The organism is Thioalkalivibrio halophilus, assembly GCF_001995255.1.
Classification (GTDB): Bacteria; Pseudomonadota; Gammaproteobacteria; order Ectothiorhodospirales; family Ectothiorhodospiraceae; genus Thioalkalivibrio; species Thioalkalivibrio halophilus.
Map to the genome: position 1 here is coordinate 32,054 of NZ_MUZR01000010.1, position 25,317 is coordinate 57,370.

A 25,317-nucleotide genomic window follows, 5' to 3' on the forward strand; every position below is an offset into this window, starting at 1 on the left:
ATTACCGGCTCGTCCCGTCTTGCTCTCCCTCCTCCTTCTCGGGCTCTGGTTCGCCCGGCTGCGGGTCGGGCCAGGGCGGGGCAACCGGGACGGCGACCTCGACGTCCTCGGCCATGCCCTTGCCGGTCGCCGATTCCATCGCGATGTAGTAGTACAGGTCGTCGAATTCGTCGCCCTGTATGTCCCGCCGGCCCTGCGCATCCAGCCACTTGCGGAACGCCTGCTCGTCCATGGCCCCCAGGTCGTCGATGGTCTCCCGGCCGAAATGCCCGTTGCCGCGCGGCCCGTGGACCAGCTCCAGCGCCGGGCGGTACGGGGACGGCGCACGCCGGAAGGCACGGCGACCGCGCTTGTACCTGGCGTTGTTGATCTTTGGGTCGCTCTCGCGTTTGCGAGTGACACGCATGAGGCCGGTATTGCCCCCGTACCACATGGCGCCGCGCCCGACGATGCACAGGTTGTTGTATTTCATCCGGCTGGCGCGGTTCCAGTCGCGGTCATAGCCCCCGCCGTCCGGAAAGAAGCTGGGGATGCCGAGGTTCTCCCCGTCTACGCTGAACAGCACGTCGGAACGGTCGTCGCCGGCGGTGACGATGAAGTCGTCCACCGCGTACAGCGAACCCTCCCGGTCCACCGAGACGGTCATGTACTCCTTCCGGTAGTACTGGACGTCGCCCAGGTGCTCGATCGTCACGGGATCGCCCAGGCGGATCCTGGAGATCGAGAATTGCAGGTCGTGCGTGCAGATCAGGTCGCCGGTGGAGGTGAAGTCGATCTGCGTCGGGTACAGGAACGCGGCCTTGCCGGCTTCGCCCCACACCGCCCGCTCGCGCATCACTTCGACGTCCTGGTCGAAATGTACGTCGATCTCCTGGGTGCCGTCCCAAAAGGGGAAGTCCTGTCTCCGCGACAGGCCGCTCGGACGCATGCTGGCAATGACTTCCTCGAGTCCTCCGCTGCCGTCCAGGGGCGTCCGGACGATACGCAGGTTGCGGTAGTCGCTGATGTAGAGCCAGCCGTCGCGGGCGGCGACGCCGCGAGGCTCGGACAGGCCGCGCTGGTAGCCCTTTTCGTGCTCGGTCCCGGCGAACACCTCGATCTCGCCCGTGCGCCGGTCGCCCCGATAGATGCAGTGATGGTGGGACGCCGCGATGAACACGATCCCCTCGTCGTCCGGGTGCGGGCAGATCTGCCAGCAGTGCCCGATGTCCTTGCGAACCGTCTCGAAATGGTCGGGGTGGTGCACCGTCCAGACATGCGGGTTGCCCGGCGCCGGAGTGATCAGGTCTTTCTTGTTCCGGACCCCCCACAGGGTTTTCATCGTGCCGTGGACGTCCACCTCCACCACACGCCCCGGGGCGCTCAGGATCACGGCGGTCTGGTCCTCGTCGATGAATCCGGAGCAGGTGGACTGGATCGTGCTTTGATTCCGGTGGCCGTCGCGGAACAGGCCTACTTGCAGGTGCAGGGGTTTGAAGTAGTCGTGCCGGCGGTACTCGTGCTTGAAGTGACTCGCGACGTGGCCCTTGTCGGTATACTGGAATTCCGAGCGCTGATAGACGGTGCAGAACGTCATGCGCTGCGCCCACAGGTCGTGCTCGCCCGGCCGGCCCCGGACAATCAGGGGGTCACGGCGCTTGTGGTAGCTGGGGGTGATGTCGGGGAACCGCCCCGGATACCAGACGTAGCCGACACCCCGCCAGATGTCTCCGTCGCCCGGATTCCGGGTAAAGCGCACGGCTACCCAGCGCGGGGTTTCCAGCGACGCAGGCGCCCCGATGTAGACCGGCTCGCAGCGCGGCCAGACGGCAAAGTCGCCGTTGTCGCGGATCTCGGTCGTCAGGATGAGGGCATCGGTCGGCTCGAACTCCAGGTCGGCAGGGAGCGTCCCGGTAAAGGTCGTCCCGGTCTGCCACTCGCCTGCCCAGATGCGCTCCTGTTCGGGGCCCTTGTAGAGGACGACACGCCCCGTGCGGGCTTCGTCGACATTCTGTCCGCGCTCCCGCGTGATGCGGGCCTCGATGTCGTAGGGAAGGTCGATCTCGGTGGCGCGCCCGCGACGCTGCGTTTGTCGATAGGACCTGGTCCCGGTTTCGGGGCTGTAGAACTGAACAAGATGGCGTTCACTCATGGGGATCTCCGGACGGCGCTGGCAAACCGGATCCGCTTACCCGCGCGTTACCTCCGAACAGAGAGCTGGCCGGAGCGATTCGGGCGTCGATCTCCCTTATGTAGCCCGGGCTCGCGCGCGAGCGTGCGCATTCATCCGTGTTTCCTTAGACCAATTCGGGGCGATTTTCCGCTGTCGGCGGATTTGACGTTGTGGGTGGCCTGCCGGAGAACCTGTAGCCAGGGCGGGACGAGCGCGCTGCGCTACTCGAAGATCTGGTTGATGTGCTTGAGCCCGGCCTCGTCGGTGTCCCAGTCCAGGGTCAGACGGTCGGGATCGCCGGTCAGCCGGCGGAAGGCCGGGATTTCGTGGCGGTCCACCGCCGCCAGGCGGTGCCCGGTAGCGCCGTAGGATTCGACGTTGGCGGCCTGCAGGATGTCGGTGTAGGAGACGGGTTCGCTGTCTCCGGGATCCTGGCGGATCTTTTCGTGGTCCCCGACCGCGCGCACGATCTCCGGGTCGAAGTTCCAGCTCTTGAGCATGGCACGGCCCATCGCGACGTGGGCCGCGTCGATGGCCGCCTGCACCGCGCGCGGGTCCTCGTAGATGACTTCCACCTTCTCCGCGCGCCGCAGGATCGGAACCGCGCCGATGTCGTGGACCAGTCCCGCGAGCAGCGCGATGTCCGGGTCGAGGTGCCGCTGCTTGCGCGCCAGCAGGTAGCTGAGTATGGCGACCTCCAGGCTGTGTTCCCACAGCTGCTCCATGCGCTCGCGGATCGCCTCGTTGCCGGTCTGGAAGACCTCCTTCATGGAATGGGTCAGCACGACCTGCCGCACCCGCTCCATGCCCAGGCGGGTGACCGCCGAGTGGATGGTGGAGCAGCGATGGAGTCCGCGGTAGGCGGGGCTGTTGGCCTGACGTACCAGGCGGGAGGCGAGCGCGGTGTCGCGCGAGATCAGGTTGACCAGATCGGCGATCGTGCTGTTGTCATCCTGCACGATGAACAACGCCTGGACCGAGATGTCCGGCAGGGTGGGGATATCCACCAGCTGCCGGTCCAGGTCCCCGCGCAGTTTTTCAAGGAAGTTTTCGACGTCCGTGCGGGTAGCCAAAAGATGCACTCCGGGCGGCTTTTTCCGTAGCGCGGAGTATGCCACAGGCGTGCGCGTTCGGGGGGTCCCGGGCCTGCCGGACGTCTGTCCGGGCGCGACCCGCGACCCTGTGGCGCGGGGGAGCTCAGGCGGCTTCGGCCAGACCCTCGGCGCGACCGGGACGGCCCTGCTTGAGGGTCACCAGTTCCTCGGCGCTGGTCGGGTGCAGCGGGATGGTCAGGTCGAGGTCGCGCTTGGTGGCGCCCATGCGCACCGCGACCGCGAAGCCCTGCAGCATCTCGTCAACGTGGGGGCCGATCATGTGGATGCCGACGACCTTTTCGTCATTCCCGGCGCACACCAGCTTCATCACCACCGGCGGGACCTCGCCCTCGGCAAACGCCCGGTCCAGCCCCCCGAAGCTCGTCTCGTAGACCCGCACCGAGTCGCCGTGACGCTCCACGGCCTCGGGCTCGGTCAGTCCGACCATGCCGGCGGTGGGATGGGTGAAGGTCACCGTGGGGATCTGTTCGTAGTCCACCGGCACCGGGTCGTTTTCGGGGGCATACCAGTGCTCGGCCAGACGCCGCCCGGCGGCGATCGCCACCGGGGTCAGCGGGGCCTTGCCGATGATGTCGCCCAGGGCGTAGATCCCCTCGACATTGGTGGCCTGCCACTCGTCCACCGGGGTGGTGCCGTCGCGTGCGAGCTCGACCCCGGCTTCTTCCAGCCCCATGTCCGCGGTGGCCGGTTTGCGGCCGACGGCCCACAGCACCTGCTCGAACGGGCCCAGTTCCTGTCCGCCTTCCAGCTGCACGGTGACCGCGCCCGGTTCGCCGCCCAGCCCGGCCACCTTCACCCCGAGGTGACGGCCGATGCCCTGGTGCTCCATGTGCTGGTCCAGGGCCGCGCTGATGGCGGGATCGAACATCTCCAGCACGCGGTCCTCCATCGCGACCACGTCGGTCTTCACGCCCATGGAGCGCAGCATCCCGGCCATCTCCAGGCCGATGTAGCCGGCCCCGATCACTGCGATGGATTCCGGCAGTTCGGTCCACTGGAAGAAGTCGTCCGAGGTCGCGCCCAGTTCGGCCCCCTCCAGCGGCGGCACCACCGGCGCGCCGCCCATGGCCAGCACGATGCGGTCGGCCCGGTATTCGGCCCCGCTTTCGCTGATCACGCGGTCGCTTCCGTTCAGCCGGGCACGCTCGGCGATGTGGGTCACGCCCAGCTTCTCCAGGTGGCCAGCCCAGAAGTCGTTGAGGTTGCCGAGCAGCTTTTGCCGACGCTCGGCCAGCTCGCCGTAGCGAATGCCCCGGATGTCCACGTCGACGGCAAATTCGCCGGCCTGGCGGGCCTGGCCCATGTGTTCCGCGGCGTACCAGGTGAGCTTTTTGGGCACGCAGCCCTCGTTCACGCAGGTCCCGCCCAGCGGCTTCGGGTCGAACACGGCGACGCGGGCGCCATGGGGCGCGGCGCGCTCGGCCACCGCCAGGCCGCCGCTGCCGCCGCCGATCACGATGATGTCGTAGTGTTCCATGCTCTGTTCCCTGTTCGTTGTCGGTCTGATTCGAAGTCTGCCACGGCGAGCGCTCAAGGAGCGGTCGCCGGGGTCCGCCATCCGTGTCCGCACGTCCGGCGAACCGTCGTGAAACCTGCGGACACGGATGGCCACCCGGGGTGGCCGGGGCCGGAACGGGCGCGGGCCCGTCCCGGCCGGGGGGTTACGCTGCCCGGCGCTCGCGGTGGATCCACTGCTCCAGATCTTCGGAGCCGCCGATGCGGTGGCCGCCGACGAACACCTGGGGCACGGTCATCGCGCCGGTGGCGGCGCGCAGGCTGCGCAGACTGGCGTCACGGCCGAGGACGATCTCCTCATAGTCCAGGTCCGCGTCCTCCAGCATCTGCTTGGCGCTGGCGCAGTAGGGGCAGCCCGGCTTGGTGAAGACCACCACGTCCTCGGGGCAGGCCGCATCCGGCGCCACGTGCGACAGCATGGTGTCGGCATCGGAGACTACGAAGGGGTCGCCCGGTTCATCCGGCTCGATGAACTGTTTCTCGATCACGCCGTCGCGCACCAGCATGGAATAGCGCCAGGAACGCTCGCCGAAGCCCAGGTCGCTCTTGTCCACCAGCATGCCCATCTTCTCGGTGAACTCGCCGTTGCCGTCCGCCAGGAAGGTGATGCGGTCGGCCTCCTGGTCGGCCTGCCAGGCCTCCATCACGAAGCCGTCGTTCACCGAGATGCAGACGATCTCGTCGATGCCGTGTTTCTTCAGCACCGGCGCCAGCTCGTTGTAGCGGGGCACGTGGGCCGAGGAGCAGGTCGGGGTGAACGCGCCCGGCAGGGCGAACACCACCACGTTGCGGCCGCTGAAGATGTCCGCGCTGCGGACGTCGTTCCAGTCGTTGTCCTTGCGGCAGCGGAAGGTGACTTCCGGGACGCGCTGACCTTCGCGATTTTCCAGTTCCATGTTCTCTCTCTCCTGTTGCAGATTGCGGTTACGGAAACGGGTGAAAAGTCATGTGCCGGCCTGTGGCCGACGACAGGTGCAAGATTAAGGGCGCTCGATTGGTAAATCCAATCTTGATTAGTTAATTGATAGTTAGGCTCATCCTATCGTCGCGGCTCCGCCCGGCTTGTGCCCATGATGCCGGGGTCGGCGTTCGGGCGGAATCCTCTCCGGAGTGGAGGTCCACGGAACTTGACGCAATGGCCCGAAACCCGGACCCTTGCGCATCTGGCCGGACTCGCGGCCAACAGCGTTATGGTGGTCCGTATCAGTCCCCTCGCGACGACAGGTTGTGAACCCCGCCAGGCCCGGAAGGGAGCAACGGTAGCAACTGCGTCGGGCGCCGGGGTGTGGCGGGTGCGGGCCACCTCCCTTCCAGTTTCGCTTTCCGGTGGGGCCGTGTGCCCGGAGGTCACGGTGACTGCTCCATTAATCAGCGTTTCCTTAATGGGGGAGGCATGAGTCACCAGGTTCTGGCCCGCAAGTGGCGGCCCGCGCGTTTCGGGGATCTCGTCGGTCAGCCGCATGTGGTGCGCGCACTCACTAACGCCCTGTCCGGGGAGCGGCTGCATCACGCCTATCTGTTTGCCGGCACCCGCGGGGTGGGGAAGACTACCGTCGCGCGGATTCTCGCGCGCTGTCTCAACTGCGAGACCGGGGTCACCGCCGAGCCCTGTGGTCAGTGCCGTTCCTGCGTGGAGATCGCCGAAGGCCGGCACCTTGACCTGATCGAGGTCGACGCCGCGTCGCGCACCCGGGTGGACGACACCCGTGAGCTGCTGGACAACGTGTCCTATGCCCCCACCACCGGCCGCTTCAAGGTGTACCTCATCGACGAGGTGCACATGCTGTCGGAGAAGAGCTTCAACGCGCTGCTCAAGACCCTGGAGGAACCGCCGGAACACGTGAAGTTCCTGCTGGCGACCACGGATCCGCAGAAGCTGCCGGTGACGGTGCTGTCGCGCTGCCTTCAGTTCAATCTCAAGCCGATGCCGGCGCCCCTGATCGCCGAATACCTGACCGGGGTGCTGGAGACCGAGGGCGTGACCGCCGAATCCGGCGCCCTGCTGCGTCTGGCCGAGGCGGCCGAGGGCTCGATGCGCGACGCCCTCAGTCTTACCGATCAGGCGATTGCCTACGCGGGCGAGGAGCTGACCGAGGGCGCGACCTGCGACATGCTGGGGCTGCTGCCGCGCACCCGACTTACGGGGCTGCTGGATGCGGTGTTCGCCGGTGACGGCGCGGCCCTCGTCCACGGTCTGGCCGAGCTGGATACCCTGGGGCCGGACTGGTCTCGCCTGCTGGACGAACTGGCCGCGCTGTTGCACCGGGTGGCGGTGCTGCAGGTGGCGGGCGAGGTGGCCGACAGTGGCGAGGCGGGGCTGGATTGGGTCCGGGATGCCGCCGGCCGCGAGGATCCCGAGCTGATCCAGCTCGCCTATCAGATCCTGATCCACGGCGTCCGTGACCTGCCGTATGCCCCGGACCCGCGAATGGGGGTCGAGATGACCCTGCTGCGGCTGCTGGCCTTCCGCCCCGAGGGGGCGCCGGACACGGAGCCCGGGGGCGCCCCGTCGGGAGGTACGACTGCCGGCCGGAGCGCGGGCACGGGGAGCTCCCCGGCTGCAGCGCCGGTATCCCCCTCGGGATCGGGATCGGGATCGGGGTCGGCGGTCGCATCGCGCCCGGTCCCGCCGGCGGAGGAAGAGGAAAAGGCCGGAGATGCGGCCGTGGCTCCGGACCGGGATTCGGTGCCCGCGGCGTCGCGCGCCAGCCCCCGGTCGGAATCCGGGGGGGCGGCCGCGGTACGGGAACCGCGGGCCGAAGCGAAGCCGGAACCGGCCGCGGGCGCCGGTGCCGTGCCACCGTCGTCGGAGCCCGTCGGGGATCCCGACGGTCCGGCCGTGCCTGCCGGCGAGTTCGACTGGCATGCGTTCGCTGCACGTCTTCCCGCAGGCACCGCGCGCGAGCTCGCGTTGCAGGCCGAATTTCGTTCGCTGGACACGGAGCGGCTGACCCTCGCCCTGCCACCCGACTACCGCATGCTGTGTACGGAACGGGCCAGGGAACGCTTGTCCAGGTCCCTGGAGGCGCATCTCGGTCGCAGCGTGCGTCTGGAGATCGTGGACCAGGAAGAAGCCGGCGGCGACACGCCGGCCGCGCGTCTTGCGGCAAATGCCGAGGCGCGTCAGGCTGAGGCCGAGTCCGCCATGCGGCAGGATCCGGTGGTGCAGGCGCTGCATGAACGCTTCGGCGCCGAGCTTGGCCCGGTGCGCCTGCACGATGACGACCCGACACTTAATCAGGACCCCGGAGCAGCGGGACAGGAGAACCGAAAATGATGAAAGGCGGCATGGGCAACATGATGAAGCAGGCCCAGAAAATGCAGGAAGAAATGCAGCGCGTGCAGGCCGAGCTGGCCGAGATGGAGGTCGAGGGTCAGGCTGGCGGCGGGCTGGTGAGCGTGACCCTGACCGGCAAGCACGAGGCGCGCAAGGTTCGGATTGATCCGAGCCTGTTTCAGGATGATCCGGACATGATCGAGGACCTGGTGGCCGCGGCGATCAACGATGCGGTGCACAAGGTGGACACCACCAGCCAGGAACGCATGAGTGAACTGACCAGCGGCATGGGCCTGCCGGCGGGCATGAAGCTGCCTTTCTGAGCCGGGTCGCGGTGGATACCGAACTCGACGATCTGGTGCAGGCGCTGCGCTGTCTGCCGGGCGTGGGCGGCAAGTCCGCCCGGCGCATGGCGCTGCACCTGCTGGAACGCGACCGCGAGGGCGCGCGGCGCCTGGCGCGGGCGGTGGACGCCGCGGTGGAGAACATCGGCCACTGCTCGGTGTGCCGGACGCTGACCTCGGCCGAGACCTGCGAACGCTGCCTCGATCCCGATCGCGACGACCAGGTCCTGTGCGTGGTCGAGAGCCCCGGCGACGTGATGGCGATCGAGGCGGCCACCGATTTCAACGGTCGCTTCCACGTGCTGCTCGGACGGCTCTCGCCGCTGGACGGGATCGGCCCGGAGGAGCTGGGGCTGGACCGGCTGGAGGAACGTCTGCGCCAGCAGGGCACCGAGGAGCTGATTCTCGCCACGAACACCTCGGTGGAGGGTGAGGTTACCGCTCACTATCTGGCCGAGATGGCCGGGCGCCTGGGAATCCGCGCCACGCGCATCGCGCAGGGGATCCCCAGCGGCGGGGAGCTGGAATACACGGATGCGGGGACCCTGGCGCACGCCTTGTCGGGGCGCCGCGATTACTGATATAAACCGCGCCGGCCGGGCGCGGTGGAGGCACCATGGAAGACTGTATCTTCTGCAAGATCGTCGCCGGGGAGATCCCCGCGACCATCGTCCGCGAGACCGATGACGTGATCGCCTTCGAGGATCTGCATCCCCAGGCGCCGCACCATGTGCTGGTGATTCCGCGGCGGCACATCGCGACCCTCAACGACCTTACCGCCGAGGATGCCGTGACGGTGGGCAACATGGCCCGGGTTGCGGCGGAGGTCGCGGCCGAACGCGGCTTTGCGGAGGCCGGATACCGGACTGTGATGAATTGCAACCAGCAGGGCGGTCAGACGGTCTATCATATACATATGCACCTGCTCGGCGGTCGGCCCCTCGGCTGGCCCCCGGGCTAGCGAACGCGACGGTCCGGGGAGGCCGGCGCGGTGACAAACGGGGGAACGGGCGTGACGCAACGCGGATATCATGACGGGACAACGGCCATGGGCGGGGGGGGAAATGCCCCGGGCCGTGCGCGCGTCGTTGCCCGGCTGGCGGTGCCGCTGATGCTGGTCGTGGTTTTCGCGACGCCGATGGTTGCGGCGGCCGAAGACGACACCACCCGCTATTCTCTGACCCGCACCCTGAATCTCGACGGCGGCGATCAGGTTGCGGCCGTGGGCGACCTGTCCTCCTTTTCCGGCGCGGCGGGTGCGGGCGGGGAGGCCCGGCCCGACCCGCGTTACCGCCTGATGCTGGATGCCGACGCGGTGTCGCGTCCGGCGGACGACATCACCGGCCTGGGCGATCGTTTCGAGGCGACCGGCGCTTTCCGTCAGCGCCTGGGGGCCAGTGGCCTGGGGTACGGGATCGATCTGGGCTTCGGCATGGAGTCGCGCAGTGCGCCGGGGCAGCTGCGGGAGGATGCGGGTACCACTTCCTATTTCACCGACTTCAGTTTCGGACCCACCTTCGAGTCGGGCGGTTTTGACAGCCAGCTGCGGGTCGGCGTGCGTCAGCCGCTGGCGGGCGATTCGCGGGAAACGGTCGGTGCGGGGACTGGCCTGCAACCGCGCGACCACACGCGCGGCGCCAGCTATCTGAGCCTGGACGGCAGCCTCCGCCTGCGCAACGACAGCGAGCTGTCGATGAGCCTGTTCTACGATGACTATTCGCTGGAATCGTCCGAAGGCTGGATGGAGGAGCGGCTGGAATTCGACGGCATGCGTCCCGAATCCGGCGGTTCCTCGTCGGTGTTCGGCGTGGAGATGGGCCTGACCTTCTGATTCGTTCTGAATCGTGCCGCGGGGCCGCTGCCGGGCTCAGTCCCGGCGCCGGGTCTCCGCCCGCAGCTCCTGCCAGGCCTCCAGCCGTTCCCGCGGCAGCTCGCAGGCGGCGACCGCCGCTCCCACCGCACACCCCGGTTCGGCCGCGTGCCGGCAGTCGCGAAAGCGGCATTCCCGGGCCCGTTCGGCGATGTCCGGGAAGCCGCGCTCGAGCGCGTCAGCGTCGTCCAGCTCCGGTGTGAAGTCGCGCACCCCGGGGGAATCGATCCACGCGCCATTGCCCGCCAGCGGATACCAGCGCGCCGTGGTCGTGGTGTGGCGCCCTTCGCCGGTCTGCCCCAGGGTCGCGGTTTGCAGGGCCTGGTCCGGCGCGTTGCCGGCGCGGCGCAGCAGCGCATCGATCAGCGATGACTTGCCGGTTCCGGACTGGCCAACCAGGATGTTGCTGCCCCCCTCGGCGGCCGCCGCCAGGGCGTCCAGCCCGGTGCCTTCGTGCACGCTGACCGGCAGCGCGTGCAGGCCCAGATGGCCGTACTGCCGGTCCAGCCGCCGCGCCCCCCCGGGGTCCAGCTCGCATTTGTTGAACAGCAGTCGTGGCTCGGCTGGCAGGTTGTGGATTGCGACCAGGAAGCGGTCGATCAGGAAACGTGCCGGGGCCGGTTCCGGCGCCACCACGATCCAGACCCGGTCCACTCCGGCGGCGATGGTCTTGCGGCGGCCGTAGCCGTCGCGCCGCACCAGCGCATTGCGGCGCGGCTCGCGGCGCAGGATGCGGTGGCCGTCGGTTTCCACGCGGTCCCCGCAGACCAGATCCCCCGTGCGGCGCTGCAGCTGCACGCGATGCAGATGGCCGTCCTCGTCGAGGAGGTCGGCCCTCTGGTTGAGGCGGGCGGCGACACGCGCGCGGGCGGGCAGGGGATCCGCAGTCGTGCTGTCCGCGGATCCCGGGTTCCGGGCGGACCGGCTCATGCAGGCTGCATCGACGGGTCAGTCGAACAGCGCATCCACGCGCGCGGCGCAGATGAAATCATTTTCGGTCAGTCCGCCCACCGCGTGGGTGGAGAACTGGACCCGGCAACGGTTGAAGCCGACTTCCATGTCGGGATGGTGATCCTCGACATGGGCGATCCAGGCCACCGCGTTCACGAAGGCCATGGTCTCGTGGAAGTTGCGAAAGCGGAACTCGCGCCGGATGTCCTTCGTGTTGCCGCCCAGTTCCCAGGATTCGTGCAGCTGGCCCAGGGCCCGGGTCGCCTCCTCGGCCGGCATCGGGTCGGTAAAGCCTTCGCAGGCCTGGCAGTGACGCGTCTTCAGGTCGCTCATGGGGGTTCAGTCGAATCCGTAGTATTCATCGTTGAGGTAGGCCACGATGGCTTCGATCTCGTCATCGAAGAAGGCGGTGCCGATGTTGGCATCGCATCGCCGGACCATCGCGACGAGTTCTTCGCGGTCACCGACCATGCGTCCGTCGCGGGTATAGATGTCGGAGCCGTCACCGCCGTGCATGTCGGCATGGCAGCTGACGCAGTTGTTGTCGTGCAGATCCTGGCCCATCCGGATGTCGTCGGCCTGCGCGGTGGCGGCCATGCCGCCGGCCAGCGTCAGGGCGGCCAGACTGGTGGTGAGGTGTCGCATGTGGCCCTCCTTCTTCGTCGGTGCCGGTCTTGTTCGTTGTTCGATGCGACGGGCCCCCGGGGCCCGTCCCCATGATGATAGACTGCATCGCGCCATCATAGGGCACCACCGAGTGCCGCAGAGGAGAGACAATGACGGCGAGTGCGGAAAATCTGATCTGGATCGATCTGGAAATGACCGGCCTGGAGCCGCAAACGGACCGGATCATCGAAGTGGCGACCATCGTAACCGACAAGCACCTCGAGATCCTGGCCGAGGGCCCGGTGATCGCGGTGTTCCAGTCGCTGGAGGTCCTGGACGGGCTGGACGCCTGGAACCAGCGCACGCACGGCGAATCGGGCCTGCTGGATCGCGTCCGCCACAGCGACCACGACGAGGCCGCCGCGGAGCGCGAGACGCTGGCGTTTCTGGAAAAGTGGGTACCGAAGGGGCAGTCGCCGATGTGCGGCAATTCCATTTGTCAGGACCGGCGTTTCCTCGCCCGCTGCATGCCCGAGCTGGAGGCCTGGTTCCACTATCGCAACCTCGACGTATCCACGCTCAAGGAGCTGGCGCGGCGCTGGGCGCCGGACGTGCTCCAGGGGCTGTCGAAGAACGCTTCGCACCAGGCCCTGCAGGACATCCGTGACTCGATCGACGAGCTGCGCCACTACCGCGAAAAGTTCATTCAGCTCCCGCCGGCCGCGCGCCCGGCCAGCTGACCGGCGGGCGAGGGCGGCACCAGAACCGTGGGGATGCCGTCCAGTTCCGGGTCACGCTCGGGGTAGTCCAGCAGATAGTGCAGGCCGCGGCTCTCGCGTCGGGCCAGCGCGCTCTGCACGATGATCTCGGCCACCATGCCGAGGTTGCGCAGCTCGATCAGGTCGGGCGAGATCCGGTAGTGGCTGTAATATTCGTGGATCTCTTCCTGCAGGATGCGGATTCGGCGCTGCGCGCGCAGCAACCGGCTACGGGTGCGCACGATCCCGACATAGTCCCACATCAGCCGACGCAGTTCGTCCCAGTCGTGCGCCACCACCACTTCTTCTTCCGATTCGGTTACCCGTGATTCGTCCCAGGCCGCCGGTACCGGCAGGGCCTCCGGAGCGGGCAGATCGGTCTGCGACAGGATGTGCTCGGCCGCGGCGCGGGCGTAGACCAGGCATTCCAGCAGCGAATTGCTGGCCATGCGGTTGGCGCCGTGCAGCCCGGTGCATGAGACTTCACCGGCGGCATACAGGCCCGGAAGATCGGTCTGGCCGAAATGATTCACCACAACCCCGCCGCAGGTGTAGTGCGCGGCGGGAACCACCGGCAACGGCTCGCGCGTCATGTCGAAGCCGTATTCGAGGCAGCGTTCGTGAATGGTAGGGAAGTGCTCGCGGATGAAATCCGCCGCCTTGTGGCTGATGTCGAGATAGACATGGTCGATCCCGAGGCGTTTCATCTCGTGGTCCACCGCGCGCGCCACGATGTCGCGCGGGGCCAGTTCGGCGCGCTCGTCGAAGCGCGGCATGAAGCGTTCCCCGTCCGGCAGCTTCAGTAGCCCGCCTTCGCCGCGCACTGCCTCCGAGATCAGGAACGACTTGGCCCGGGGGTGGTACAGGCAGGTCGGGTGGAACTGCATGAATTCCATGTTGGCGATGCGGCAGCCGGCGCGCCAGGCCATCGCAATCCCGTCGCCGGTGGCGCCGTCGGGATTGGAGCTGTAGAGATAGACCCGGCTGGCGCCCCCGGTAGCCATGATCACCGTGGGCGCCATGATCGTCTGTACCTCGCGGGTCGCGGTATCCTGGACATAGGCCCCGACCACACGGCGCACGCCGTCCACCCGCGAGGTGATCAGATCCACCGCCACATGGCGTTCGAGTACGTCGATGCTGGCGGTGTCGCCGGTGCTGCGCACCAGCGCGTCCTCGATCGCGCGGCCGGTGGCATCGGCGGCATGTGCCACGCGGCGGGCGCTGTGCCCGCCCTCGCGCGTCAGATGCAGCCGGCTGCGGCCCTCGAACGATTCGCGCGTGAACGGCACCCCGAGGTTGAGCAGCCACTGGATCGCCTCGGGCCCGGCCGCGACGGTGCGGCGCACCGCGTCCGCATCGCACAGCCCGGCACCGGCGTCGATGGTGTCGTCGATATGGGCGTCGAAGGAATCCTGGCGGTCGAGCACTGCCGAGATGCCGCCCTGGGCATAGCGGGTCGAGCCCTCGTCCACCGGGCCCTTGCTGAGGACCACGACCCGGCGATGCGGGGCGAGATGCAGGGCCGCGCTCAGTCCGGCCGCACCGCTGCCGATTACCAGCACGTCGGCTTTGCGGGCTTGTTGTGCTGTATCCATGCGTCAGGTAACGTTTTGCGCTTGTTGCGCAATGGCCGGGAAGCCGGGAGCAATCCCCGGCGAGCGGGTTTCGAACTTCATGCAGGTCAGGCGGTCCATGAACCCTAGAATACTGGAGACGAGTCGCCGAACGGGAGTCCCCGGATGAGCGAGAAGGCTTCCGACGAGGCCCTGGTTCGGCGTGTCCAGAATGGCGAGAAAGAGGCCTTCGATATCCTGGTCCTGAAGTATCAGCACAAGATCGTGAATCTTGTCGGCCGCTATGTGCACGACCACGCCACGGCCCTGGACATCGCCCAGGAAGCCTTTATCAAGGCCTATCGCGGTCTCGCGAACTTTCGCGGCGAAAGTGCGTTCTACACCTGGCTGTACCGGATCGCCATCAACACCGCGAAGAATCATCTCGTCTCCCAGGGGCGCCGCCGGCCCGAATCCGAAGTCGATGCGCAGGATGCCGAACAAATGGGGGGCGATTCCGCTCTCAAGGATAATGCAACCCCCGAGGGGGAAGCGCTGTCGCAGGAGATAGAGGCGGCCGTCCAGCGCACGATCGACGAGCTGCCGGACGATTTGCGGACCGCGATCACTCTGCGCGAGATCGAAGGTCTGAGCTACGAGGAAATCGCGCAGACCATGGGATGTCCGATCGGCACGGTCCGGTCGCGCATCTTCCGGGCGCGCGAGGCCATCGACGAGACCTTGCGACCATTGTTGAACGACTGAATGAGCATGATCGTATGAGTGAACAAGTCAGCAAGACGGAGCGTCTCTCGGCCCTGGTGGACGACGAGACCGAGGCGTTCGAGACGCGTCGCCTGGTGGACGAGCTGCTGCAGTCGGAGGAAGATCGCAAGCAATGGGAACGCTATCACCTGATCGGGGACTCGCTGCGCGGCGGGATGCGCATGACCGCGCCACCGGACCTGCTTGAGGGCGTGCGCGAACAGCTGGCCGAGGAAGAGCCGCTGCATGTCGCGCCGGCTCCCGCCGGCGTCGAGCAGGCAACCCGTTCGCGGTGGTTCCGGCCGGTGGTCGGTACCGGGGTCGCGGCCGCCGTGGCGGTGGTGACCCTGGTGGGCATGCAGATGATGGGTGCCGGCCAGCCCGGTGGTGACGCGACGCCCGGCATGGCCGAAGGCGGGGCGCCCCCGGCCGAGGTGCAGACGGCGCGCTCGGCCGAGGGCCCGGAGCAGGCGTCCGCCGGCGCCGGCATGCCCGAGGCCGACGGACCTGGCGAGGAGCTGGACCCGCGCTTCGTGCGCTACTTCGAGAACCACGCCGATCTGACCGGTCCGGGCTCCGCGGCCTTCGGGCGCGTACGTTATTCGGTTGGCGAAGAGTAAACCATGATGTACGGAGGTCTGCCCTGGGTGCTGGCGGCTTCCGTCGCCCTGCTCCCGCTGCCGGTGATCGCCAGTGATCCCGGCCCCGCCGAGTGGCTGGAACGCATGTCCGCGAGCGTCCACTCGGAAAGTTACCGGGGGACATTCGTCCTGCAGCGCAAGGATCGCCTCGATACGGTGCGCGTGATCCACGCCGTCGAGGACGGAGGCTATCGCGAGCGGCTGCATACCCTCAGTGGCCAGGAGCGCGAGGTTGTGCGCTCGGTGGACCGTCTCAGTGCCCAGTCCGGGACCGGGGCCGCCTCCGGCGGGCAGGCTGCGGAGGCCGGCTCCACCCCGCGCTGGCCGGTAAGTTCCCCGGTTCACCTGCTTGCGGAACACGATGGCTATTCCCTCAAGGATCAGGGTCGCAGCCGCGTGGCCGGGCATGCCTGCCGCATGCTGCTGGCCCGCGCCGGTGACCTGCTGCGCTACAGCCACCGCTACTGCCTGCACGAAGACACCGGCCTGCCGCTGCTCAGCGAACTCTATTCCGGGAGCGGCCAGCTGCTCGAACGCCTGGCGTTTACCGATCTCGAACTGCTGGACCGCGTGCCGGACGCCGCCCTCGAGCCGGTCAGTGAAGGGGCTGACCGCATCGAGGTGCGCGCCGAGCGCGGACATCTGCGCCCCGACCCCGACGGCCGGGACTGGGGCTTCAGTGAACTGCCGTCGGGCTTCCGCCTGGTGGTGGCGCGTGAACGCAGCAGCGATGATCCGGAACAGCCCGGCCGCTATTTCGTGGTCAGCGATGGCCTGGCCTCGGTCTCGGTGTACGTAGAGCCGGTGGAAGGTGAGCGCCGGTTCGAGGGCGCGACCCGCGCCGGTGCCACGCACGCGGTGGCCCGGATCGAAGGCGATTATCAGATCACGGCCGTCGGCGACGTGCCCCGCGAAACCGTGGAGCGCCTCGCTGCTGCCATGCATCCGCCGCAGCCCGTTGGGGGGCGGCATGAGTGACTGGATCGAGGAACAGGGTGAAGTCATCGAAGTGGACGGGCACACCGCCCGCGTGCGCATCCAGCGCCGTTCCACCTGTGGCAGCTGTTCCGCGCGCAGCGGTTGTGGCAGCGGGATTCTGTCGGACGTCCTCGGGCGCAAGCCCATCGAAGTTCGGGTCGGCCATTCCGGCGACCTGCAGGCCGGCGATACCGTCACTCTCGGCGTGCGCGATACCGCGCTGGTTGCGGGTGCGCTGATGATGTATCTGCTGCCGCTGGCCGGACTGATCGGCGTGCCCGCACTGGGCATGGCCCTGTTCCCCGGGGCCGGCGAGGGCATGCTGCTCCTGGCGGGCCTCGCGGGACTGGGGGCAGGCCTGCTCAGCGTGCGCCGCTGGATGAGCCAGCGCGATGCCGCGTTCCAGCCGGTGGTGCTCGCGCGCCAGCCGGGCAGCGGCGTAGTGCGGCCGGTTGCCACCCGCACCGGCTGATCCTGCCGCGGCCCGCGGGGAACTTGCGCGCTTTCGCGGCGTCCAGAGGCATGTCCTTTCAAGCTTCCCGGAGAGGGGTTCAATGATGCTGAAACCGATGCAATGGGCGCTGGTCGCCCTGGTCTTTCTGGCCCTGTCCCTGCCCGCTTCGGCGCGGCCTCTGCCTGATTTCGTGCCGCTGGCGGAAGAACACAGCCCGGCGGTGGTGAACATCTCGGCCACCCGCACCACCGAGGTGCCCGAGCACGGCGGCATGCGCCAGTTCGAAGGGACACCGTTCGAGGACCTGTTCGAGCGTTTCTTCGGCGAGCCCCCGGGGTCCGGTGGCGACCCGCGCCAGCGCGAGCGTGATTCGCTCGGCTCCGGCTTCATCTACAGCGAAGACGGCTACATCGTGACCGCCAACCACGTGGTCGAGGGTGCCTCGGAGATCGTGGTCCACCTGTCCGATCGCCGCGTGTTCAATGCCGAGGTCGTCGGTACCGACCCGCAGAGCGACGTGGCCCTGCTGAAGATCGACGCCGAGGACCTGCCCACGCTGGAGCTGGGTTCCTCCGAGGAGCTCCGGGTCGGCGAATGGGTCCTGGCGATCGGCTCGCCGTTCGGCTTTGATCATTCGGTCACCGCCGGGATCGTCAGCGCCAAGGGGCGCAGCCTGCCGAGCGAGAACTACGTGCCCTTCATCCAGACCGACGTGGCCATCAACCCGGGCAACTCCGGCGGCCCGCTGATGAACCTGGACGGCGAGGTGATCGGCATCAACGCCCAGATCTACAGCCGTACCGGCGGGTTCATGGGGCTGTCGTTCGCAGTGCCCATCGAAGTGGTGGGCGACGTGGTGACCCAGCTGCGCGACCATGGCGAAGTCACCCGCGGCTGGCTGGGCGTGCTGATCCAGGAGGTTACCCGGGATCTGGCCGAGTCGTTCGGCATGGACAAGCCCTCTGGTGCTCTGGTGGCCCGCGTGCAGGCGGACAGCCCCGCGGAGAAGGCGGGGTTCGAGGCCGGTGACGTGATCCTGCGCTTCAATGGCCTGGACGTGCCGAATTCCAGCGCGCTGCCGCCGATCGTCGGCCGCACGCCGGTGGGTGCCGAGGTCGAAGTGGACATTCGGCGCGGTTCCGAGGACAAGACCCTCGAGGTCACCATCGAGGCGCTGCCCGAAGACATTGCCGAACGCCGCGCGGCCCCCGAACAGCCGGGCGAGGCCCGGCCCGAGCCGCAGAGCCTTCTGGGCATGCGCCTCGAGCCGCTGGATGCCGAAACGCGCGAGGAGCTCGGCGTCGACAACGGCCTGGTGGTGCTGGAGGTCGAGGACAACCCCGCGCGCAGCGCCGGCGTGCGGCCGGGCGACGTGATCGTGCAGTTCGCGCGGCAGCCGGTGGGATCGCTGGAAGAGCTGGAAGAGCGCGTCGAGCAGGCCGGCCCCGGCACGACCGTGCCGGTGCTGATCCAGCGCGGTGGCAACCCCACCTTCATCGCCCTGCGCATTCCGCAGGATTGACGGCCATCACGCGCCGGCCTCGGGCGCTCCCGGGGCCGGCCCATCGCACATGAAGCAACTGACGGTGTACCATCGAGAAGGTTGCGGGCTCTGCGAGCACATGCTCGCGGAGCTTTTTGCTTTGCAAAGCCGTTATACTTTCACGCTCGACGTCGTCGACATCGACGAGGACCCGGACCTGCGGGAGCGCTACAACACCAAGGTGCCGGTGCTCGCGGTCGACGGCGACATTCTCTGCTGCCACTTTCTTGATCGAGAGGCACTGCTGGACCTGCTGGGGCCCGCATGAGTGATACCCGTCTGACCCGCAATTTTTCCATCATCGCCCACATCGACCACGGCAAGTCGACCCTGGCGGACCGCCTGATCCAGGGCTGTCGCGGGCTGACCGAGCGCGAGATGTCGGAGCAGGTGCTGGACTCCATGGATCTCGAGCGCGAGCGCGGGATTACCATCAAGGCGCAGAGCGTGTCGCTGTACTACGACGCCAACGACGGCCAGCGCTACCAGCTGAACTTCATCGACACCCCGGGCCACGTGGATTTCTCCTACGAGGTCTCGCGCTCGCTGTACGCCTGCGAGGGCGCGCTGCTGGTGGTGGATGCCTCCCAGGGCGTGGAGGCGCAGAGCGTGGCCAACTGCTACACGGCCATCGACCAGGGGCTGGAGGTCGTGCCGGTCCTCAACAAGATCGACCTGCCCGCGGCCGAACCCGACCGCGTGGCCGACGAGATCGAGGACGTGATCGGGATCGAGGCCACCGACGCCCTGCGGGTGTCGGCCAAGACCGGCGAGGGCATCAGCGAGCTGCTGGAGGAGCTGGTGCGGCGCATCCCCCCGCCGCAGGGCGATTCGGAGGCCCCGCTGAAGGCGCTGATCATCGACTCGTGGTACGACAACTACCTGGGCGTGGTGGCCCTGGTGCGGGTCAAGGCCGGGCGCCTGCATGCCGGCCAGAAGATCAAGGCGATGGCGGTGGAGCGCCCGCACGAGGTCAATCGCGTGGGGGTATTCACGCCCAAGCCGGTGGATCGCGAGTATCTGGACGTCGGCGAGGTGGGCTACATGATTGCCACCATCAAGGACATCTCCGGGGCCAAGGTCGGTGACACGATCACCGACTTCAACAACCCGGCGGACGAGCCGATCCCCGGGTTCCAGGAGATCCAGCCGCGGGTGTTCGCCGGCCTGTTCCCGGTCTCCGCGGACGACTTCAACGACCTGCGCGACGCGCTCGACAAGCTGCGCCTGAACGATGCCGCGCTGTCATTCGAGCCGGAGACCTCGGCGGCCCTGGGCTTCGGCTTTCGCTGCGGCTTCCTCGGCATGCTGCACATGGAGATCGTGCAGGAACGCCTGGAGCGCGAATACGGCCTGGACCTGATCAATACCGCCCCCACCGTGGTCTACGAGGTGGAAAAGAACGACGGCAGCGTGGTGTCCGTGCACAATCCCTCGGAGCTGCCGCCGAACAACGAGGTCGCCGAGATCCGCGAGCCGGTCATCGAGGCGAATATCCTCGTGCCGCAGGAGTACGTCGGCGCGGTCATGACCCTGTGCGTGGAAAAGCGCGGGGTGCAGACCCGCATGGCCTATCACGGGCGTCAGGTGCAGCTGTCCTACGAACTGCCGATGGCCGAGGTCATGCTGGACTTCTTCGACCGGCTCAAGTCCGCAACCCGAGGCTATGCCTCGTTCGACTACCACCCGCTGCGTTTCCAGGCGGCCCCGCTGGTGCGGGTCGATATCCTGATCAACGGCGACCGGGTGGATGCGCTGTCGGCCATCGTGCACCGGGATCAATCCGAGTCGCGTGGACGCGAGATCACCGAGCGCATGGCGAAGATCATTCCGCGGCAGATGTACGAGGTGGCCATCCAGGCGGCGATCGGCTCCAAGATCATCGCGCGCTCGACGGTCAAGGCGATGCGCAAGAACGTGCTCGCCAAGTGCTACGGCGGGGACGTGAGCCGCAAACGCAAGCTGCTGGAGAAACAGAAGGAAGGCAAGAAGCGGATGAAGTCCATCGGCAAGGTGGACGTTCCGCAGGAGGCCTTTCTCGCGGTACTCTCGGTGGACGAGAAATGACGGGAACCACCGGGCCGTCGGGCCGGTAGCGGGGGCGGGGAAACAACATGGCGAATCTGGAACTGATCCTGGTCGTGGCGACCGCGGTAACCGGCCTGATCTGGCTGGCATGGGCGGTGCTGCGCCGACGGCTGAGCCCCGAACGTCGGGCGAAGATGCCGTGGTACGTGGACTACTCGCGCTCGTTCTTCCCGATCCTGCTGATCGTGCTGGTCCTGCGCTCGTTCGTTGCCGAACCGTTCCGCATCCCCTCGGGCTCCATGATGCCGACCCTGCTGGTGGGCGATTTCATCATGGTGAACAAGTTTTCCTATGCCGTACGCCTGCCGGTGACGCGCACGAAGATCCTCGACACCGGGGCCCCGGAACGCGGCGAGGTCGCGGTGTTCAAGTATCCGCGCAACCCGGCCGAGGACTACATCAAGCGCGTCGTGGGCCTGCCCGGCGACGAGATCGAGTTTCGCGACCGCGTGCTGTACGTCAACGGCGAGCCGCAGCCGGCCGAAGAGGTCGGTACCTTCGACGGCGAGGGCTCCGGTGCGGTGATGTCCGGTGCCACGCTGTTCGAAGAAAACATGGGCGACCGGACGTACAACACCCTGATGCGCGAGGATCGCCCGACCGCGGAAGGGCGCGTGGTCGTGCCGGAGGGGCACTACTTCATGGTCGGGGACAATCGCGACAACTCCAACGACAGCCGGTCGTGGGGCTTCGTGTCCGAGGAGCTGCTGGTGGGGCGCGCGCTCTTCATCTGGCTGCACTGGGATTACAATGGTAACCATAGGGACTTTTCCCGAATCGGACAGACCATACGCTGATACATGACAGGGACGGGGGTAACCATGCAATCGAAGACCAGAATGAAGGGCGCCGGGGCAACCACCATCATGGCCATGATCTTCCTGGCCCTGATCGTGCTGACCTTCATCATCCAGATGGGCACGCAGTACACCCAGTACATGACGGTGCGCTCGATCATGCAGGACGTGGCGGAGCAGCCGGGGGCGGCCGACAAGAGCGAAGACGAGCTGTGGAGCGAGATGAACCGGCGCTTTCAGCTGAACACGGTGCCGGAGGAGATCGAGGAGGAGCACTTCTCGGTTGGCGAGGGCGACGAAGGCCCGGCGATGATGATCGACTACGAGATCCGGCGCGGCTTTCTGGGCAACATCGACATCGTCGCGCAGTTCTCCTATTCCGCGACCCTGGCGGACTGACGACATGCGACCGGGACGGGAACGGAAGGATCCAGACGTGCATGGCTGAACGGGATTTTCGAACCCTGCTGCCCGAGGCGGTGCGGGATGGCGAAGGCATGCGCCAGGCGCTGACCCATCGCAGTGCCGGCGGGCGCAATAACGAGCGCCTGGAATTTCTCGGTGACGCGGTGCTCGGCCTGGTGGTCGCCGATGCCCTGTACGAGCGCCTGCCGGACTCGCCCGAGGGGGACCTGACCCGGCTGCGGGCCGCGCTGGTGAATCGCGAATCGCTGGCGGCCCTGGCGCGCGAGACCGGCCTGGAAGGGACGCTCAATCTGGGCCAGGGCGAGCGCAAGAGCGGCGGCCAGCGGCGCGACTCCATCCTTGCCGATGCGGTCGAGGCCCTGATCGGGCTCACCTATCGCGAGGCGGGCTTCGACGCCGCGCGCGACTTTACGCTCGCGCTCTACGCCGAGCGTCTGGAAAACCTCCCCGCCGCCGAGACCCTGAAGGACCCGAAGACCCGGCTGCAGGAGAAACTGCAGGGCCGCAACGCGGAACTCCCGGTCTACGAGGTTCTGGAGGTCTCCGGACCCGACCATCAGCGCCATTTCACCGTGGCCGTGCATCTGCCCACCCAGGGCTGGGGACAGCACGGACGCGGCTCCAGCCGTCGCCGGGCCGAACAGGCCGCGGCCGAAGCGGCCCTCCACCGGCTCCAGCAGACCCAGGAACAATGAATACACCCGAGAACGAGGCACGCGACGGCACGCGTTGCGGGCTGGTCGCGCTGATCGGCCGCCCCAACGTGGGCAAGACCACCCTGATGAACCGCCTGGTGGGCGAAAAGCTGGCGGCCACCACTCGCCGGCCGCACACCACGCGCAACCGCATCCTCGGCATCGTCACCGAGGGTGACGACCAGATCGTGCTGATGGACACCCCGGGGATCGACCAGGAACGGACCAAACTGGTGAACCAGGTGCTCAACCGCACGGCCAGCCAGGCGCTGGCGGATGCCGACCTGATCTGTTTCCTGACCGAAGCGGGGCGTTTCGGCGAGGGCGACGAGCGCATCGAGGCGGCGATACGCAGCTCCGGGCGCCCGGCACTGCTGGTGATCAACAAGGTCGACCGGCAGAAGAACAAGGAAGATCTGCTGCCGTTCATCGAGGAGCGCATGGCCGCCTTTCCGTATGCCGGCGTGGTACCCATCGGCGCGCGCCGCGGAACCAACGTGCCGGGGCTGATCGAGGAGATCCGCAACCACCTGCCCGAGGGCCCGTTCCTGTACGACCCGGACCAGCTCTCCGACCGCCCGGAGCGTTTTCGCGCCGAGGAGATGATCCGCGAGGCCATGCTGGAACAGCTGGGCGAGGAGGTGCCCTACTCGGTCGCCGTGCGCGTCGAGAACTGGGAAGACGCCCCGCGCACCGCGCATATCGACGCGGTGATCCTGGTCGAGCGCGACAGCCAGAAGGGCATCGTCATCGGCAAGAGCGGGCGCCGGCTCAAGCAGATCGGCCAGGCCTCGCGCCACCAGCTCGAATCGCTGCTGGAGCGCAAGGTGATGCTCAACCTCACCGTGCGGGTCGAGGCGGACTGGTCGCGCAGCCCGCGGGCGCTGCGCGAGCTCGGGATCGAGGAACCGCGGTAGCCACCGGAATCCGTACATGAGCAGCGCCGCCAGCGAGGTCACCCCGGGCGTGGTCCTGCATGCGCGTCCGCTGCGCGAGAACAGCCGCGTGGTGGAACTGGTCACCGAGCGGGCGGGGCGCGTCGCCGCGGTGGCGCGCGGGCGCGCCGGCAGCGTGCGCCCGTTCGTGCTGCTGGATCTGGCCTGGCGCGGGCGCGGCGAACTGCCTTCGCTGAGCGTGGCCGAGGAACGCCGGGTGTACCCGCTGACCGGGCGCCGGCTGGTCTGCGGCCTGTATCTGAACGAACTGGTGCTGCGGCTGTTCCCGCGCGACGCCCCGCTGGAGGACACCCTGCAGACCCTGACCGGGGCCTACACCGATCTCGCGCAGGACCGTCCGGCGGATCGCATCCTGCGCCGGGCCGAGTGGCAGCTGCTGGGGGGGCTGGATTCCGGTCTCGCGTTCATCGACCCGGAAGAGCTGGAGCCGGAGGCGTGGTATCGCTACGAGCCGGAACACGGCCTGCACGACGTGCCTGCCCGCACCGCCGGCGCCGTGCCCGGCGCCGCACTGCAGGCACTGGCCAGCGGCCGGGACGTCCCGGATAATCTCGCCCGGGCCAGCCGCGACTTCATGCGCGCGCTGATCGACGCCCATCTCGACGGCCGGCCGCTGCAAACCCGCGGTCTGCTCTGAACAGGAAACCGATATCATGACCGACGCCGCATCCGTTCCCGCGCTCAAGCTGGGGGTCAACCTCGACCACATCGCGACCATCCGCCAGGCGCGGCACACGCCGTACCCGGACCTGATGCAGGCGGTGCGCCTGGCCGAGGCCAGCGGGGCCGACTCCATCACCCTGCACCTGCGCGAGGATCGCCGGCACATCCAGGACGACGACGTGTTCGGCATCAAGCCGCGCCTGACCGTGCCCATGAACCTGGAGATGGCCGCCACCGACGGGATGCAGACGATCGCGCTGGAACTGCGGCCGGAATACTGCTGCATCGTCCCCGAGCGCCGCGAGGAACTGACCACCGAGGGCGGACTGGATGCTATTGGCCAGCGCGAGCGCCTGACCGCCTTTGTTACTCCCCTGCGCGAGGCGGGCATCGCGGTGTCGCTGTTCGTCGAGCCCGACGTGCGTCAGCTGGAGGCCGCCGTGGCCATCGGCGCCCCGGTGGTGGAACTGCACACCGGGGCATATGCCAACGCCACCGAACCCGCCGAGCGCGAACGGCTGCTGGCGCAGATCAACGAGGCCGCCGAGGCCGGGCGGCAGATGGGGCTGGTGATCAACGCCGGCCACGGCCTGGACTACGACAACGTGCGCGCGATCGCCGCCAACCCGGTGTTCAACGAGCTCAACATCGGCCACTCGATCGTTGCCCGCGCGCTGTTTACCGGGCTGCCCGAGGCGGTCAGCCACATGCGCGGGCTGATGGACGCCGCGCGCGAGGGCGCGCCGGTCGGCCAGTACCCGGTGTGACCCGGGCGAGGGCCTCGGCGTGATCCTCGGGATCGGCACCGACCTGGTGCAGGTGGCGCGCATGCAGGCGCTGTGGACGCGCCACGGCGAACGTTTCGCCGAACGTATCCTGCATCCGGTGGAACGCGCCGATCTCCCCGCACAGGACCCGGCGGGTTTCCTCGCGCGGCGCTTCGCCGCCAAGGAGGCCCTGTCCAAGGCGCTGGGCTGCGGCGTCGGCGCCGGCATGGCCCTGGTCGACGCCGGCGTCACCCACGATGCCCGCGGCCGCCCGGAATTCGTGCTGGAAGGCCGCGCCCGCGCCACCGCCGAACGCCTCGGCGCCGGCCCCGTCCACCTCAGCATCTCCGACGAACGCGACTACGCCCAGGCCTTCGTCATCATCGAACGCGCCTGAGCC

28 protein-coding genes and 1 other RNA gene are annotated in these 25,317 nt (G+C 67.9%); 21 read left to right on the forward strand and 8 right to left on the reverse strand.

Annotated features, from left to right (window positions below; all coding sequences use genetic code 11):
• Position 1: 1 nt before the first annotated feature.
• The 4 genes from B1A74_RS04135 to B1A74_RS04150 form a co-directional block, all read right to left on the reverse strand.
• Complete coding sequence (locus B1A74_RS04135) at positions 2-2,131, reverse strand: NHL repeat-containing protein (RefSeq protein WP_018947010.1); 2,130 nt, start codon at positions 2,129-2,131, stop codon at positions 2-4.
• A gap of 242 nt (positions 2,132-2,373) precedes the next feature.
• Complete coding sequence (locus B1A74_RS04140; protein WP_018947011.1) at positions 2,374-3,225, reverse strand: HDOD domain-containing protein; 852 nt, start codon at positions 3,223-3,225, stop codon at positions 2,374-2,376.
• Between the two features lie 124 nt (positions 3,226-3,349).
• The gene (gorA, locus tag B1A74_RS04145) at positions 3,350-4,744 is read right to left on the reverse strand and encodes a glutathione-disulfide reductase (RefSeq protein WP_077243848.1); all 1,395 of its coding nucleotides are present in this window, start codon (positions 4,742-4,744) and stop codon (positions 3,350-3,352) included.
• Between the two features lie 184 nt (positions 4,745-4,928).
• Positions 4,929-5,678 carry a glutathione peroxidase gene (locus tag B1A74_RS04150; RefSeq protein WP_018947013.1) on the reverse strand — a complete coding sequence of 250 codons (750 nt, stop codon included), beginning with the start codon at positions 5,676-5,678 and terminating at the stop codon, positions 4,929-4,931.
• Positions 5,679-5,983: 305 nt separating this feature from the next.
• Between B1A74_RS04150 and ffs the strand changes: the two genes are divergently transcribed.
• The 6 genes from ffs to B1A74_RS04180 all read left to right on the forward strand — a co-directional run bounded on the left by ffs (position 5,984) and on the right by B1A74_RS04180 (position 10,234).
• Positions 5,984-6,080, forward strand: an RNA gene (ffs, locus tag B1A74_RS04155) — signal recognition particle sRNA small type.
• Positions 6,081-6,175: 95 nt separating this feature from the next.
• A complete protein-coding gene (dnaX, locus tag B1A74_RS04160) occupies positions 6,176-8,059 on the forward strand; it encodes a DNA polymerase III subunit gamma/tau (protein WP_018947014.1) in 1,884 nt (627 codons plus the stop codon).
• Positions 8,056-8,382, forward strand: coding sequence for a YbaB/EbfC family nucleoid-associated protein (locus B1A74_RS04165; protein WP_018870167.1), 327 nt, complete (start codon positions 8,056-8,058; stop codon positions 8,380-8,382). The genes dnaX and B1A74_RS04165 overlap by 4 nt, the downstream gene beginning before the upstream one ends.
• An 11-nt stretch (positions 8,383-8,393) precedes the next feature.
• Positions 8,394-8,984: a recombination mediator RecR gene (recR, locus tag B1A74_RS04170; RefSeq protein WP_018947015.1), complete on the forward strand. Its 591-nt coding sequence runs from the start codon at positions 8,394-8,396 to the stop codon at positions 8,982-8,984.
• Between the two features lie 35 nt (positions 8,985-9,019).
• The gene (locus B1A74_RS04175; RefSeq protein ID WP_077243849.1) at positions 9,020-9,364 is read left to right on the forward strand and encodes a histidine triad nucleotide-binding protein; all 345 of its coding nucleotides are present in this window, start codon (positions 9,020-9,022) and stop codon (positions 9,362-9,364) included.
• 87 nt (positions 9,365-9,451) lie between these two features.
• Positions 9,452-10,234, forward strand: coding sequence for a hypothetical protein (locus tag B1A74_RS04180; protein WP_077243850.1), 783 nt, complete (start codon positions 9,452-9,454; stop codon positions 10,232-10,234).
• Positions 10,235-10,270: 36 nt separating this feature from the next.
• On the opposite strand, the gene rsgA is transcribed toward B1A74_RS04180, so the two are convergent.
• The 3 genes from rsgA to B1A74_RS04195 are packed head-to-tail and all read right to left on the reverse strand — an operon-like array spanning position 10,271 to position 11,869.
• Positions 10,271-11,203: a ribosome small subunit-dependent GTPase A gene (rsgA, locus tag B1A74_RS04185; protein ID WP_077243851.1), complete on the reverse strand. Its 933-nt coding sequence runs from the start codon at positions 11,201-11,203 to the stop codon at positions 10,271-10,273.
• A gap of 18 nt (positions 11,204-11,221) precedes the next feature.
• Positions 11,222-11,557 (reverse strand): 4a-hydroxytetrahydrobiopterin dehydratase, encoded by a 336-nt coding sequence (locus tag B1A74_RS04190; RefSeq protein ID WP_077243852.1) that lies wholly within the window; start codon positions 11,555-11,557, stop codon positions 11,222-11,224.
• A 6-nt stretch (positions 11,558-11,563) separates the two neighbouring features.
• Positions 11,564-11,869, reverse strand: a complete 306-nt coding sequence (locus B1A74_RS04195) for a c-type cytochrome (RefSeq protein WP_018947020.1) — start codon at positions 11,867-11,869, stop codon at positions 11,564-11,566.
• A gap of 131 nt (positions 11,870-12,000) precedes the next feature.
• On the opposite strand from B1A74_RS04195, the gene orn reads away from it, so the two are divergent.
• Entirely contained in the window at positions 12,001-12,570 is a 570-nt protein-coding gene (orn, locus tag B1A74_RS04200) for an oligoribonuclease (RefSeq protein WP_077243853.1), read from the forward strand.
• Here the strand turns inward: orn and nadB are convergent.
• Positions 12,537-14,186 carry an L-aspartate oxidase gene (gene nadB / locus B1A74_RS04205; RefSeq protein WP_024329067.1) on the reverse strand — a complete coding sequence of 550 codons (1,650 nt, stop codon included), beginning with the start codon at positions 14,184-14,186 and terminating at the stop codon, positions 12,537-12,539. The genes orn and nadB overlap by 34 nt on opposite strands.
• A 144-nt stretch (positions 14,187-14,330) precedes the next feature.
• Between nadB and rpoE the strand changes: the two genes are divergently transcribed.
• The 14 genes from rpoE (at position 14,331) to acpS (ending at position 25,314) form a co-directional block, all read left to right on the forward strand.
• Entirely contained in the window at positions 14,331-14,909 is a 579-nt protein-coding gene (gene rpoE, locus B1A74_RS04210; protein WP_018870158.1) for an RNA polymerase sigma factor RpoE, read from the forward strand.
• Positions 14,910-14,923: 14 nt separating this feature from the next.
• Positions 14,924-15,529: a sigma-E factor negative regulatory protein gene (locus B1A74_RS04215; protein ID WP_024329068.1), complete on the forward strand. Its 606-nt coding sequence runs from the start codon at positions 14,924-14,926 to the stop codon at positions 15,527-15,529.
• Between the two features lie 3 nt (positions 15,530-15,532).
• The gene (locus B1A74_RS04220) at positions 15,533-16,528 is read left to right on the forward strand and encodes a MucB/RseB C-terminal domain-containing protein (protein WP_018947023.1); all 996 of its coding nucleotides are present in this window, start codon (positions 15,533-15,535) and stop codon (positions 16,526-16,528) included.
• Positions 16,521-17,000 carry a SoxR reducing system RseC family protein gene (locus B1A74_RS04225; protein ID WP_024329070.1) on the forward strand — a complete coding sequence of 160 codons (480 nt, stop codon included), beginning with the start codon at positions 16,521-16,523 and terminating at the stop codon, positions 16,998-17,000. Before B1A74_RS04220 ends, B1A74_RS04225 begins: the two co-directional genes overlap by 8 nt.
• 82 nt (positions 17,001-17,082) lie before the next feature.
• Complete coding sequence (locus tag B1A74_RS04230) at positions 17,083-18,504, forward strand: DegQ family serine endoprotease (RefSeq protein WP_077243854.1); 1,422 nt, start codon at positions 17,083-17,085, stop codon at positions 18,502-18,504.
• 49 nt (positions 18,505-18,553) lie between these two features.
• Entirely contained in the window at positions 18,554-18,793 is a 240-nt protein-coding gene (locus B1A74_RS04235) for a glutaredoxin family protein (RefSeq protein ID WP_026288980.1), read from the forward strand.
• Positions 18,790-20,592, forward strand: coding sequence for a translation elongation factor 4 (gene lepA / locus B1A74_RS04240; protein ID WP_018947027.1), 1,803 nt, complete (start codon positions 18,790-18,792; stop codon positions 20,590-20,592). Before B1A74_RS04235 ends, lepA begins: the two co-directional genes overlap by 4 nt.
• Before the next feature lie 47 nt (positions 20,593-20,639).
• The gene (gene lepB, locus B1A74_RS04245; RefSeq protein ID WP_018947028.1) at positions 20,640-21,410 is read left to right on the forward strand and encodes a signal peptidase I; all 771 of its coding nucleotides are present in this window, start codon (positions 20,640-20,642) and stop codon (positions 21,408-21,410) included.
• 42 nt (positions 21,411-21,452) lie between these two features.
• A complete protein-coding gene (locus tag B1A74_RS04250; RefSeq protein WP_018947029.1) occupies positions 21,453-21,809 on the forward strand; it encodes a DUF4845 domain-containing protein in 357 nt (118 codons plus the stop codon).
• A 41-nt stretch (positions 21,810-21,850) separates the two neighbouring features.
• A complete protein-coding gene (gene rnc / locus B1A74_RS04255) occupies positions 21,851-22,531 on the forward strand; it encodes a ribonuclease III (RefSeq protein WP_018947030.1) in 681 nt (226 codons plus the stop codon).
• Entirely contained in the window at positions 22,528-23,448 is a 921-nt protein-coding gene (gene era / locus B1A74_RS04260; protein WP_077243855.1) for a GTPase Era, read from the forward strand. Before rnc ends, era begins: the two co-directional genes overlap by 4 nt.
• A 16-nt stretch (positions 23,449-23,464) precedes the next feature.
• Positions 23,465-24,124 carry a DNA repair protein RecO gene (gene recO, locus B1A74_RS04265; RefSeq protein WP_018947032.1) on the forward strand — a complete coding sequence of 220 codons (660 nt, stop codon included), beginning with the start codon at positions 23,465-23,467 and terminating at the stop codon, positions 24,122-24,124.
• 16 nt (positions 24,125-24,140) lie between these two features.
• Positions 24,141-24,917 carry a pyridoxine 5'-phosphate synthase gene (pdxJ, locus tag B1A74_RS04270; RefSeq protein WP_018947033.1) on the forward strand — a complete coding sequence of 259 codons (777 nt, stop codon included), beginning with the start codon at positions 24,141-24,143 and terminating at the stop codon, positions 24,915-24,917.
• Positions 24,918-24,936: 19 nt separating this feature from the next.
• Positions 24,937-25,314, forward strand: coding sequence for a holo-ACP synthase (gene acpS / locus B1A74_RS04275; RefSeq protein WP_018947034.1), 378 nt, complete (start codon positions 24,937-24,939; stop codon positions 25,312-25,314).
• Positions 25,315-25,317 lie beyond the last annotated feature (3 nt).